Genomic DNA, 12,298 nt, shown 5'->3' with positions numbered 1-12,298 from the left:
GTGGCCGCGCGCCCCCGGGTCGCCGGCACTGCGTGTGCGAAAGGGCGGTCCGGCGGCGCCAACCCACGGCGCAACCCGGCCACGACGGCGGACCGGCCGCGGTGACCGCCCCCTTAAAGGGGACGGCCACCTTCAAAGGAACTAGCCTGCGAGGAGTTCGGCCAGTTCGGCCGCATCGGCCACCAGCACCGCCCCGCCTTCTCTCAGGAGCCGGTGGCATCCTGCCGAGTTGGCGCTGTGCACGCTCCCGGGGACGGCCGCGACATGCCGGGCAATGGTCTCAGCGTGATGGGCCGTGTTCAGCGCCCCCGACCGCCAGCGGGCTTCCACGACACAGGTCACCCCTGCGAGGGCGGCAAGGATGCGGTTCCGCTGCAGGAACCTGTACCGGGTGGGGGCGGAACTGGGCGGGAGTTCTGAGAGGGTGAGGCCGTTGCCTCGGATCGCGGCCGCGAGGTCAGCGTTGCCGGACGGGTAGTCCCGGTCAAGGCCTCCGGCCAGCACCGCGAGGGTCGCAGGTCCGTCTCCCTGGCTTCCGGCCAACGCGGCCCGGTGCGCGTGCGCATCGATGCCGTAGGCAAGGCCCGAGACGATGCAGACTCCACGCTGCGCCAATCCGTACGCCATGTCCCCTGTCACGGAAGCGCCGTAACTCGTGCAGTCCCGGGACCCGGTCAGCGCCACACACTTCGAAGGTGCTGGGATGCCGTTGTCGATGTTGCCCCTGTACCAGAGCCCGTATGGGGCGTCTGGCAGGTCGTCCAGGCCTTCCGGCCAGTGTTCATCTCCCGGGATAAGGAACCCTCCGCCCAGCCGTTCGATGGTGGCCAGGTCCTTCTCCGGGTCCAGCTCCGGTACGCGGGGCGCCCAGCGCTTCAACGCGTCTGACAGTTCTTCGGCCGTGATGTCCGGGAGGGTGTGGGCGGGTTGGGCGCCGGTGGCAAGCCGCAGTGCGGCGTACGCGCCGAGCCTTCCCACGAGGGCCTGGCCGATGCGATCGCCGGGTTCGAAGAGGCGGGTCAGGGCGGCGCGTGCAATGCGATCGTTCATGGTTTCTCTCGTCCTTTGCTGAGGATCCGGTGGGTGGGGCGGCCTTGGTGACCGGCCAGCGTCCCCTCTCCCCCGGGCGTTTTTTGCCTGCTGGCGGAGCAACGCGTAGCTGTGCCCGACGGAGCCGGGGCAACCCGAAGGGCGAGCAGCGGATGGATTGTGGGAGGAAATAAGCGAAGCGCCGACACAAGGCATCGGCTGCGCAGCCGTCCGCAGGACGGTTGAGCCGGTGGAGCGGGCACGTACGATCCGCAGGACAGCAGCAAAAAACAGACAAACGCTTCTACAGCCCGAGCGAAGCGAGGTCCGTGCAGTGGACCTGGGCGCTGGCTGGGCGAGGCTGGAAAACCCAACCCCTCAGGCAGCGCGTAGTTTCGGGACTACGTCGTGGTGCTCTCTTGAGCAGCGCTGGCTTGCTGGTGGCGGTAAAGCGTTGCACGGCTCCAGCCCACCAGACGGGCAGCGTCTTCGGCGGTGCGGCCCCTGGCGCGGGCGTCCCGGGCGACCGCGAGTTTGTCCGCGATGACTGTCGGGTCGGACAGCGGCCGGCCAAAGCGTGTGCCGTTCTGGCGTGCCGCAGCAATGCCGGCATTGACCCGCTCGACAATGAGCTCGCGCTCATACTCGGCAAGGGTTGCGAGCATGTTCAGCATCAACCGGCCGGTCGAGGTTGCAGGGTCGATGCCATCGGAGATGGACCGGACCTGGACACCGCGGCCGCGCAACAGGGCCACCGTGTTCAGAACGTCGATCAGCGACCGGCCCAGCCGGTCGACCCGCCACACAACAACAGTGTCGCCGTCCTCGGCGTACTCGAGGAGTCTCTTCATCCCCGGCCGTTCGATCGCCGTCTTGCTGCCGGAAGTCACATCGGTGAAGACATCGCGTTTCTGCACACCTGCGGCGACCAGTGCATCCAGCTGCAGCTGGGCGTCCTGACTGGACGTACTCACCCGGGTGTAACCCAGTAGCCTCACAACGCAATTCTGACTCGAAAAGCCCCCGATGCACCCGCGGCGAGACGATTACCCGCGAGACACCTTTACGAGATGCTGAACAGCTGGTTATTCCGCCTCCCGGTGCACCGTCGCAGTCCCTCCCGAGGGCCCGAGACAGTGTCTTGAAAAGCTGTACTTAGATGAGACAGCGATTCGTGCGTTCGCACTCAGGACCCCGTATTGCCTATTCGATCGGTTCGGGGTCCTCGCCGTTTGCGATGGTTTCGATCCAGTCCGTCGCCGCGTCGGCCAGTTGGGGTCCGTCCGCCGAGTCACCGGCCCACCATGCGGGTTCTGTGGCGCCGCGTGTGGGGGCAAGGATGTCGGCGCTGATTGGCGGGGTGATGGGTTCCCCGTTGTACGCGATCAACCAGTTCCTGGTTTCGGCGGTTCGCCCTGGCCTTGTGCGTGTATCTGGTGGACCAGCTGTTCCGCCCGGGAGGCCGCTGAGCCATGGAGTTCAACGTCCTCTCGTTTATCACCCAGATAGCGGTCCTGATCGTGGCGCTCGGAGCCGTGCACCGCCCGCTCGGTGCGTACCTTGCCAGGGTCGCTGACGGCGCCGGTCAGGGCAGCGTGTGCAGACGACTTCGGAAAATGACACCACTGGAGATGTCCCGGTTCTAAGGAAGTGGAACACTGCTCGCAGAACCGGAAGAAAAACCGAGTGCTTAGGCCTCCGCTACCGGCACTAGTCAGTGGACCCCTTACTTCTTGCCGCCCTTTTGGGTGAGTATCGTGATGATGGCTACAACGCCAACAGTCGTAGTCAGCGTCGGCCAGAACATGCCGCTGGAGGTTCCTATTGTTAAGATGAGAAAGACCGCACTGGCGATGGTGGCGATTACCAAACTAGCGATAATCAGTAGAACGCGTTTTCTGCTCAACAGTGCTCCACCCCATTTAGAATGCCGGACGTGTATCCAACAAGTCCTCCAGCCACAGTTGCGAGTCCGACGCCAGCGGCCGGGGCGAATCCGAACGCCGCAAGGAAGCTAGACCCCACAAACGTGGCCGCCGCGGTGTTCCCGGCAGACTGCACGCCACTCCCGTAAATGCACTGAGAACGCGGGTCCAAGGTCAGGGGTGTTACAGACGTCGAAGCCGGCGAATAGGACGGATAAGAAACAGGGTCGCAGACTAAGAATCCAGCGCTTCCATCCGGGCAGCCCAGGTTCAGGAGCCCACTTGGGTCGCTATTGTTGACGGGATTGGCGCCGGCGTAAAGGTACGCGTTGTTTTCTTGTGCCGAGGGGTCAACCTGGGTGAAGCGTCCGCGGGCGGGGTTGTAGTAGCGGGCGCCGAGTTTGATGCGGTTGCTGGTGGTGTCGTTGTAGCCGCTGGCGTACGTCCAGGGGTTGGTGGCTGCTTGGGCGCCGGTGGTGCTGGTTGCTTGGCCCCAGGAGTCGTAACCGTAAGTCGCGGCTTTGGCCTGGTTACTGTCGGTGAGCAGGATGACGGAGCCGAGTGCGTCAGTGGTGTAGTAGTAGCTCGCTCCGGCACTGTCGCGCATGCTGATCAGGTTCCCGTCCGGACCGCGGATAAACGAGGTTGTTCCGCTGCTCTTGGTTTGTTGGGTGACGCCGAGGGATCCGTTGAGGAAGTTGGTGGATCCAGCGGTGATCCGTTCGTCGTTGCGAACGCCGGCGTAGGTGTAGTTCGTGACGGTTGAGCCGCTGGTGTTGGTGGTGAATTGGTTGAAGACGTTGTAGGCCTGCGTGGTGCCGGTGGAGCCCGCGAGAGTGGTGTTGCCGTTCGCGTCGTACCCGTACATCACCGAGCCGGTGGGTGGTGCGGCGCAGGTGCCGGGTGTGGTGCCGTGCCAGCAGAGCTGGTCGGCGGCGTTGAACGTGGTGTAGACGGTGGCGGTCCCGGCTTTGGCTTCAGTGAGCCGGTTGCTGTTGGCGTCGTAGGTCCACGAATCGGTGACTGTGCCCGTGACCGATGAAGTGAGCCGGTTCAGTTTGTCGTAGGTGTAGGTGGTGACAGCGCCGGTGTCGGTGGTCATGGTTTTGCGCTGGCCGCCGTCTTTGGCCCCGTTCAGTGTGTATGTGTAGGCGCGTTTGGCCAGGACGGTGCTGCTGCTGTTGGTCGCGGTGATGGCCGTGATCTTCCCGGCACCGTCGTAGCTGGTGGTGTTCTTGACCCCGTTGGGGTATTTGGTGGCGGTGCGCCGGTTGGCGTTGTCGTAGTCGAAGCCGGTGCATTTGGTGCTGTTCGGGAACACCAAGGTGGCCGGGCAGGACCCGCCTGGTTCGGCCAGGGCGGTGAGCCGGTTCGCCCCGTCGTACCGGTAGGTCACCGTCCCGAGCGGATCGACGTAGGTCAGGACGTTCGAGGCACCGTCATAGGTGACGCTGGTGGTGGTCCCACCGATGGTTTTACCGGTGGGCCGGTTTTGGGCGTCCCAGGTGTAAGTGGTGGTCCCGGCAGCGTCGACCCGAGTGGTGAGGTTCCCAGCGTTGTCGTAGGTGTAGGCGACGCAGGAGGCAGGGACGCAGGTCGCGGCGTAGCGGATCTGGGTGATCCGGTCGTTGTTGTCGTAGGTGTAGGTCGCGGTCTGGTTCTTCCCGTCTTTGGCGGTGCTGACCCTGCCGGCGGCTTCATAAGTGTAGGTCGTGGGCCCCAGGGGTGCCGGCGGGGTCACCGTCGTGACGTTGCCTGCAGCGTCGTAGGTGAAGGTGGTGTCGTTACTGTTCCCGTCCGTGGACCGGCACAGCGACCCGGGCTTTGCGCCACAGCTCGTCCCGGCGGCATCGCCCTGATAGTAACGGCGGGGTGTGCCACCAAGGTTGTCAGGAGTCAGGATCGCCGACGGGTTCTTGGTGTTCGGGTCGTACTGGATGGTGCCGGTGTTGCCCTCACCGCTGGTGGAGGTGTCGGGCCGGTAGTTCAGCAGCGGGTCCCCGCTCGCGGTCGGGTAAGTGAAGGAGACCTCCCCGGCGGTGCCGGTGGATCCGGCCAGCGGTGAGGTGATCTTCGTCAGGGAGTTGTTCGCGTTGTACGCCGCGGTGGTGGTCTGGCCCAGCCCGTTGGTGGTGGTGAGGCGGTTGTCGTGGCCGTCGAACGTGGCCGAGGCGTTGTTGCCGTTCGGGTCCGTGATGGTCAGGACACGGGTTTTGCTGGCGTCCAGGGTGTAGGTGGTTTGTTTGCTGTTCGGGTCGGTCAGGTAGGAGAGACTGCCGTCGGTGTTGTGCGTGAGCGTCCAGGTCGCGGCCGAGGCCGAGCCCTGACCGTAGGTGAGGGTGTTGACCCACCCGTCTGTGGCGTATGCCAGAGCGGTGACGTTGGTGCGCCCGTCGGTGAAGGAGCTGAGCTTTCCGTTCGTGTAGGCGAAGGTGGTGACCGCTCCGGTGGCGTCGGTGATCTTGGACAGCCGGCCTTCGCCGCCGCCGTATTCGATGTTGACTGTGCGGTTCAGGGAGTTGTCCGTGATCGCGGAGGGCTGATTCAGGTTCCGGGTGTCGTTGTAGACGTAGGAGATGGTGCGGCCCTGGGTGTCCGTGGTCTGCGTCAGCCGGCCGTTGCCGTAGGTGTAGGTCACGGTGTTCGGAGTCGTCGTGTTCGCATCCACCGACCGGACGAGGGCAAAGTTGGTCCCATCGTCCTGGTAGACGTTTGTGACCCCGGTGTCGTTGAAGCGCAGCTGGTACTCACTGGTGGAGGTTTTGGTCAGGGAAGCGTTCAGCTCCGGTGCCATCGTGTACACGCCGGCGGTGTTGGTGAAGGTGTACCAGCCACCGTCCGGGGCGGTGTAAATCACGTTCCCGGTGGTCGGGTCGACCCGCAGCGCGGTTTCCAGCCGGCCCATCGACAGGGTCGGGCGGTGGTCATACTTGGTGTTGTAGCGCCAGGCCACGTTCATGTCCTGCCCGACACCGCGGATATTCAACAACCGGCCGGTGAAGACGGTGTTGCCGTTCGTGGGGTTCAGGGCGAGTTTGCTCGCATCGGTCAGGCTATGGGAGACCATCGAAGCCTTGCCCCGCGCCCCGGACTGCGAACCATCAACGGTGACCGGCGGCAGGAGGTTCGCGTTGCTGAACCAGCCCTGTGAATCGAGGATGACGTCCACGTTACTGGGGCCAGCGTTGTAGATCTTCACTTTCCCGGTGGTCGTGCTGGGCCTGACCACGACCGTGTTGGACACCGAGTCAGCGGTGTAGTTCACCGTGCTGGTATTCGGTTGCGGTTCATCCGAGGGCCACACGGTCAGGTTGCCGTTCCCGGTGGTGATCGGGGTGATGTTCATTTCATAGCCACCCCGGCGAGGTTCGTTGAGGCGGCCGGCAGGCCGCCGACCCCGGCGATCTGGACCTCCGTAGAGCTGAAGCCGGGGATGGGCGTGTTCGTCACGCGCGAATCGTAAATCCGGGACTCGACGGTGGTGAAAGCGCTGTTGGAAACCTGCCCATCGAAATAGCCCTGGATATCGACCAGGACATGGAAACCCGTCGTGTACGAGGGGGTGTACTTAATATCGACCACGCCGGCGGCATTGAGGTTCAGCACAGCGGCGACAGCGGTGGTGGAGGAGCCACGGAAGTTGATGGTCGTCCCAGGGTCTGCGCCGCCAGCGAAACCACCGCCCGGCAGCGTCGTGAAGGTGACCTGAGACGGGTCAGTGTCATTGATGACAGTGATGTTGGCGAAAACCGCGGTCGCGGTATCCGGGACGGCGCCGCCCTCGAGTGTGAGGCTCTTGATCCCGCCGCCGGACCACATGCCCGCGGGGTACCCGGTCCCGTTGCGTGTATCAACGGCCCGGAACGCTGGGACAGAAACGAAAGCACCGGGCGCCGGCGTGTCCCCTGAGGTGAAATAGCCCTGAACATCGACGATGAACTGCTGGGACGAGCTCGAATACAGCGCCAGCATCCCGTCCGTGCCGACCGCTACCGCGACCGTGTTGGAGATGGTGTCATCGTTGCCCGAATACAGGTCAGTGGTGTCGTGATGCCGTGCAGTGTTTGGTACCAGCTGGGCCACGTTCACGTTGGTACCGCCGACAATGGTCAGGCTCACCAGCACCGTGTCCACGCCAGTGGTAGGCACACCGGCCCGGCCAAGAATCTGGAACGGCAACCACGTCTGCGCCGGAACAGGCCCCGTAATCCCGCCCAGACCAGACCTCGTATCCAGCGCCCGCCCTTGGACCGGGACAAACACGCCGGCCTGGACCGACGGCGTCGACTGGGTCGGCACCATGGCCGGGGCCTGAACAGGTGTTGAAGCGACGCCAGCAGATTCGGCAACTATCGGGGCAGCGAAGGCCGGGGTAGAGAGCCCCGCGGCCATGACGCACACAGCAACAACGGCGGCGATCACCAGCCTCACACCAAGAAAACCAGCTGAGACTGGCCGAAAAAGGGCAGAACGGATCGAGCTCGGAACAGTAGACATCCCCCACGAACTTTCTACGAAATGATCCGCGGCAATCCCCAGTTCACCGAACGCCCGAACCCCCAACGAGTGATGCCCCGACGCTAAAGCACAGCACAAGAGTCAGCAACGATCTTGATCCAAACCTTGGACAAACTTGATGAAAAACTGACCTAACTCGCAGCAGCCCATACAAAGTCATCGTTACGAGGACCATTACGGTCCTTGGGGGGCCAGGCCTGTCTGCCCTGGTGGCGTACCAGGTTGCGGTTCCGCTGCGGCGTAGAGGACGTTGAGCTGCCGATAGAGGGTACGGGCGAGATAGCGCTTGAGAGATCTTCGGATTTCGCGGTAGCTGCGGCCTTCTCGGGTGCGTTTAGCAACGTAGTCCCGTGTCCCGGGGTCATGGACCATCCGGGACATCGTGATCGTGTGCAAGGCACGGTTCAGACGTCTATCACCGCCCCGGTTAAGCCTGTGTCGGACAGTGTTACCGCTCGAGGCAGGCAAGGGATTCACTCCTGCCAGTGAGGCGAAGGCGGCTTCGCTGCGGACCCTTCCTGGATGAGACCACGCTGTCAGGACCGTAGCGACCGTGACAGCCCCGGCTCCCACCATTTCCAAGAGCGGCGCCGCGGGGCTTTGCTGGATCAGCTCAGTCATGCGCTTCTGGTTCGCAGCGAGCTGGGTGGTCACTTCTAGAACGCGGCGCGCCAACCGGACCGCTTCCTCTCGTGCGACCGAGAGCTCGATCGGTTCCTGGCGTTCGCGCCATCTGGTGATGCTGGAGATCTGGGCCGGAACCAGCGGTTTACGGGCGTCGATTCCGAGATTATGCACCCGGAGCAAGGCCAGCAGGGCGTTAGCGTTCAATGTTCGGTCCCGGGTCAACTGATCCCGTGCTGCGCTCAGGATCCTCAGCCCGGCACGGGTTCCTTCATCCTTGCGTGGGGCGCGGAGCTCGGACTCCTCCAGGCCCAAAACTGCGGTTCCGATGGCGGCAGCGTCCAACGCGTCGGATTTTCCGAGACCCCGGCGGCCACGGGCGTTCATCCGTGGAGCTTCGGCGACGTCGTAGCCGGCGTCGGTTACTGCCCTGGCCAGACGTGCACCATACGTGCCGACACCCTCAATGGCCCATAAACAGGCCATGTCCCCGCCCGTCCTACGGCCTGCCCAGGCAAGAGCGCGGGAAATCCCGGCCGCGGTGGTGGGGAACTGCTCGCTAGCGACTTGTCGCCGGGTGCTGGCCTCGATGACGGCGTAGGTGTGGGTGCGGGCGTGACAATCCACGCCAATGACGAACGGGCGGGTCTGCGCAACAATAGCCAACGCTGCCACCCTCCTTCCTGGTAAACGGGCAAGAACGGCCGCATGACGGCCGGAATTAAACCTGGGAAAGAGTCACTTCGAGGCAAAACTGTGATGAGCCACAACCACCACTGGCTGGGCAAGCTTCTAATCAAGCCACCGACGTGGGACAGGCCAACGCCGGCCGCTCCACCCAGCGCGGACAAGTCGGGGGAAACGCACCCTCAATGGGGCAAATTGTTTTTCGAGTCACGCGCCAAGCAGAACGACCGGCACCAACACTGCCAGCCAGTCCCAGACCAACCACGTCAAGACTCACAATGCTGTTTTTCACTGCTGCAGTGCCGATCTCTAGTGCTAAACGCGGGCGGAAGCGGTGCGGAGGTTGCCGTAGTAGAACCTGATCCAGTGCGGCGACACATTCATGACGGCTGGAGAGGAAAGCTTCCAAAGTTCAGGTAACTCCCCCCATTGCGCGCAGGTTCATCGCGAAGGAACCGGCGCTGCCAGGTCGCAGGCCTCGGATAACCTGCTGCTCGGGCTTTTAGTTACTACGACAGCAGTCCTGGCAAAACAAGCTGGATGACCGGTTTTGTTTTCTGAACACTAGGAGAGCGTTCGCGTAGGCTCTACCCCGTTTGGCGGGATTGGGGGAAGACGCTTGATTCGGTGGTCGGCGGGCTTTGATATCACGAAGTTCTCTGGCCGCTTCGACAAGATCGTTGAGTTCGGCGACGACCCGCACGTTCAGGTGCGCCGAATTACCCGAGGCGCCGGAGCCGTCGTCACTGCGTCACTGCGTCACTGCGTCACTGACAATCGATGCCGCCAGAGATCGTAAAGCAGAATTTGAACTCGCAATGGGCCCGGGCCCGTGCAGCCTGTGAGGGTCTCGGAGCGACACGGCCCTCCTCGTTCATCTACGGATGCCCTCTTCGAGGAACTCCCACATGATGTCGATCTCATCCAGAAGAGTTTTGCGCCCGTTGAGAACCTCGGACAACAACTGGACCCCTGTAAATGACGCGACGATATGTCGGGCAAGGGCGGCAGCGTCAATGGATTCCCGGACGCTTCCCTCAGCTTGTGCTGCGCGAACAAGCGATTCCATCGTCGTGAGCCAGTCGATATAGGGCTCCTTCACGGCGTAGCCGAAGGAGGACGCCTCGAAGGTGAGCCTTATCCCGGCTCGAATGATGGGTTCGCCCTGGAGTTGCTCACCAAAGCTTCGACAAAGGAGCTTCATGGACGTCACCGCAGGGTGCTGCGCCTCAAGAATCGTAGCGCTACCTTTCAGGGACATGTCATGCTGCGCTTGGATGACAGCCTTGGCAAGCTCTTCCTTCGATTTGAAGTGGAAGTACAGTGCTCCCTTAGTGACCCCTGCACGTTCAGCAACATCAGCCAAAGAAGCGCTGGCGTACCCCTGGGTCTCGAAGATGGATGCTGCACCTTCGATAATTGCACCGCGGGTGGCCTTCGCCCTGTCCTGTAACGCCAATCCTTATCCACCTTCCAAATGAGGAGGCATACGTGCCCACCCCGCTTCAAGTATCTCCTCTCACAACTGCCCATAGAGTCGTGCTGCTGATAGGCGCGACTGGTTTCATCGGAAATCATGTCCTGCAAGCTCTCCGAGACCACACAGGACTGCTCGTCAGGACCCTGGTTCGCCACCAATTGCCGCCCTCCGGCTCTCTTCATGATGCGAGGGCTTCGACCGTTCAGTGCTTGGTGTTCGGCTGATCCGTCGCCGAGCTGTGCTTCCGGCAACCAACGGGACGCTCCCATTGACCCGGGCAGTGCACAAGAGACACCCCTGCCCCGCAGGTGACCACGGGCCGCAGCCGCCCGTGGGTGCCGCCTAGGAGACAGTCAGTTCTTCCATAGATTCAGCGCTTCAGGTTGGACAGTTCCTGGAGGACCTCGTCCGAGGTGGTGATGATGCGGGCGTTGGCCTGGAACCCGCGCTGCGCCACGATCAGGTTGGTGAACTCCTGGGACAGGTCCACGTTGGACATTTCCAGGGACCCGGTGGCCAAGGTGCCCATCCCGGCGGCGCCCGGCGTTCCCACCTGGACAGCACCTGAATTTCCCGTCGCCACGAAGGAGGACCCTCCGGCCTTTTCCAGGCCGCCCGGGTTGGCGAACTTGGCCAGCGCCACCCGTGCCAGGACGGCCCGGCTGCCGTTGCTGAAGGACCCCACCACGGACCCGTCCGGGGCCAGGGTGTAGGACTGCAGGGTTCCGGCCTCGGCCCCGTTCTGCCCGGCGACGGTGAGCGTGCTCATCCCCGCGTACCCGGTGACGGTGCCCAGGTTCACGGTGATGCCGCCAACGGCCAGGGTGCCGCCGGAGGCCAGCGCACCGTTCTGGAACGTCAGGGCGGTGGCGCCGGTGGCGCCGGTGGCGTCCTTGCCGGCCACGTCCCAGCCGCCCGCCGTCCGGCTGAAGGTCAGATCCAGGGTGCGGGAGGCGCCGTCGGCGTTGAACACCTTGACCTGGCGTTCCAGCACGGTGCCCACCGCGGCGTCCGCCGGCAGGTTCCCGTCCAGGGCCGCCGTGGTGGTGGCGACGGCGGGCGAGGTGGTGTTGGGCGAAACCACGATGGCGCCCAGCGCTCCGCCGGTGTTGACCACCCCGTTGACCGCGGTCCAGCCCTGCAGGATGCCGCCGTCCGGGCTGACCAGCCGGCCCGCGTTGTCCGGTTCGAAGGCGCCCGCGCGGGTGTAGAACGTCTGCGCACCCTTGCCGGTGACGAAGAAGCCGTCGCCCGAAATCATCAGGTCCGACGCCTTGCCGGTGGTCTGCGCCGAGCCCTGCCCGAAGTCGGTGCTGATGCCCGCCACCCGCACGCCCAGGCCGATCTGGGCCGGGTTGGTACCGGCGCCGCCGTCCTGTCCCGCGGCGGCCGGCTGCGTCATCTGCGAGAGCGTGTCCTGGAACTGGGTGGCGGAGGCCTTGAAGCCGGTGGTGTTCACGTTGGCGATGTTGTTGCCGGTGACGTCCAGCATGGTCTGGTGGGCGCGGAGTCCGGAGATGCCGGAGTACAGGGAACGCAGCATGGGTGGGCCTTTCGTCGGGTGGGGCGGGTGGGTAGGGCGGCGTCGTGGAGCTATTGCTTCGGGGCGGGGGCGCTGATCCCGGTGAGGGAATCGAGCGGGACTTTGGCGGACCCCACGGTCACCAGCGGCACCCCGGTGGCGAAGGACACGGCGCTGGCCACGCCGCTGCCGGTGGTCCCGTCAGCCAGGGTGTAGCCCACATCCGATCCCACGATCTGGGCCGCAGCGGTGCGCATCTGCAGGGAGAAGCTTTCCTTGGCGCCGCCGGAGAGCTCGGTCATTTTCTCCATCATGGACAGCTGCACGGACTGGGCCATCATCTGGTTGGTGTCCATGGGTGCGCCCGGGTCCTGGTACTTGAGCTGCGTGACCAGGAGTTTCATGAAGACGTCCGAATCCATGGTCTGGACGGGCTTGCGCGCGGTGGCGCCTGCCTGGATTCCGGTGGTGGCGCCGACGGCTTCGACGGTCATGGGTGGCTCTCTTTCATGG

General features: G+C 63.9%; 10 protein-coding genes. All 10 read right to left on the bottom strand.

Going from position 1 to position 12,298, the window contains the following annotated elements; all coding sequences use genetic code 11:
- Positions 1-141 precede the first annotated feature (141 nt).
- Positions 142-1,050, bottom strand: coding sequence for a DNA-processing protein DprA (dprA, locus tag AC4EEO_RS03435; protein WP_491330470.1), 909 nt, complete (start codon positions 1,048-1,050; stop codon positions 142-144).
- Between the two features lie 380 nt (positions 1,051-1,430).
- Positions 1,431-2,027: a recombinase family protein gene (locus tag AC4EEO_RS03430; protein WP_491330471.1), complete on the bottom strand. Its 597-nt coding sequence runs from the start codon at positions 2,025-2,027 to the stop codon at positions 1,431-1,433.
- A 205-nt stretch (positions 2,028-2,232) separates the two neighbouring features.
- The gene (locus tag AC4EEO_RS03425; RefSeq protein WP_491330474.1) at positions 2,233-2,418 is read right to left on the bottom strand and encodes a hypothetical protein; all 186 of its coding nucleotides are present in this window, start codon (positions 2,416-2,418) and stop codon (positions 2,233-2,235) included.
- Between the two features lie 337 nt (positions 2,419-2,755).
- Positions 2,756-2,935, bottom strand: a complete 180-nt coding sequence (locus AC4EEO_RS03420) for a hypothetical protein (RefSeq protein WP_491330475.1) — start codon at positions 2,933-2,935, stop codon at positions 2,756-2,758.
- Positions 2,932-6,300, bottom strand: coding sequence for an RHS repeat domain-containing protein (locus AC4EEO_RS03415; protein WP_491339878.1), 3,369 nt, complete (start codon positions 6,298-6,300; stop codon positions 2,932-2,934). The genes AC4EEO_RS03420 and AC4EEO_RS03415 overlap by 4 nt, the downstream gene beginning before the upstream one ends.
- On the bottom strand, positions 6,297-7,376 hold the full coding sequence (locus AC4EEO_RS03410; protein WP_491339877.1) for a hypothetical protein: 1,080 nt from the start codon (positions 7,374-7,376) through the stop codon (positions 6,297-6,299). The genes AC4EEO_RS03415 and AC4EEO_RS03410 overlap by 4 nt, the downstream gene beginning before the upstream one ends.
- Before the next feature lie 270 nt (positions 7,377-7,646).
- The gene (locus AC4EEO_RS03405; RefSeq protein WP_491330478.1) at positions 7,647-8,762 is read right to left on the bottom strand and encodes an IS110 family RNA-guided transposase; all 1,116 of its coding nucleotides are present in this window, start codon (positions 8,760-8,762) and stop codon (positions 7,647-7,649) included.
- 895 nt (positions 8,763-9,657) lie between these two features.
- Positions 9,658-10,242 carry a ScbR family autoregulator-binding transcription factor gene (locus AC4EEO_RS03400; protein WP_491330479.1) on the bottom strand — a complete coding sequence of 195 codons (585 nt, stop codon included), beginning with the start codon at positions 10,240-10,242 and terminating at the stop codon, positions 9,658-9,660.
- Between the two features lie 391 nt (positions 10,243-10,633).
- Complete coding sequence (locus tag AC4EEO_RS03395; protein WP_491330480.1) at positions 10,634-11,806, bottom strand: flagellar hook protein FlgE; 1,173 nt, start codon at positions 11,804-11,806, stop codon at positions 10,634-10,636.
- A gap of 50 nt (positions 11,807-11,856) precedes the next feature.
- Positions 11,857-12,279 (bottom strand): flagellar hook assembly protein FlgD, encoded by a 423-nt coding sequence (locus AC4EEO_RS03390; RefSeq protein ID WP_491339876.1) that lies wholly within the window; start codon positions 12,277-12,279, stop codon positions 11,857-11,859.
- Positions 12,280-12,298 lie beyond the last annotated feature (19 nt).

This window comes from Pseudarthrobacter sp. MOO13 (assembly GCF_058267655.1).
This window is presented reverse-complemented; position numbering and strand designations above follow the sequence as displayed.

Bases quoted from the DNA above. Each gene is read 5' to 3' on its own strand.
- AC4EEO_RS03390 (WP_491339876.1), bottom strand. From the start codon at position 12,279: ATGACCGTCGAAGCCGTCGGCGCCACCACCGGAATCCAGGCAGGCGCC.
- dprA (WP_491330470.1), bottom strand. From the start codon at position 1,050: ATGAACGATCGCATTGCACGCGCCGCCCTGACCCGCCTCTTCGAACCC.
- AC4EEO_RS03395 (WP_491330480.1), bottom strand. From the start codon at position 11,806: ATGCTGCGTTCCCTGTACTCCGGCATCTCCGGACTCCGCGCCCACCAG.
- AC4EEO_RS03415 (WP_491339878.1), bottom strand. From the start codon at position 6,300: ATGAACATCACCCCGATCACCACCGGGAACGGCAACCTGACCGTGTGG.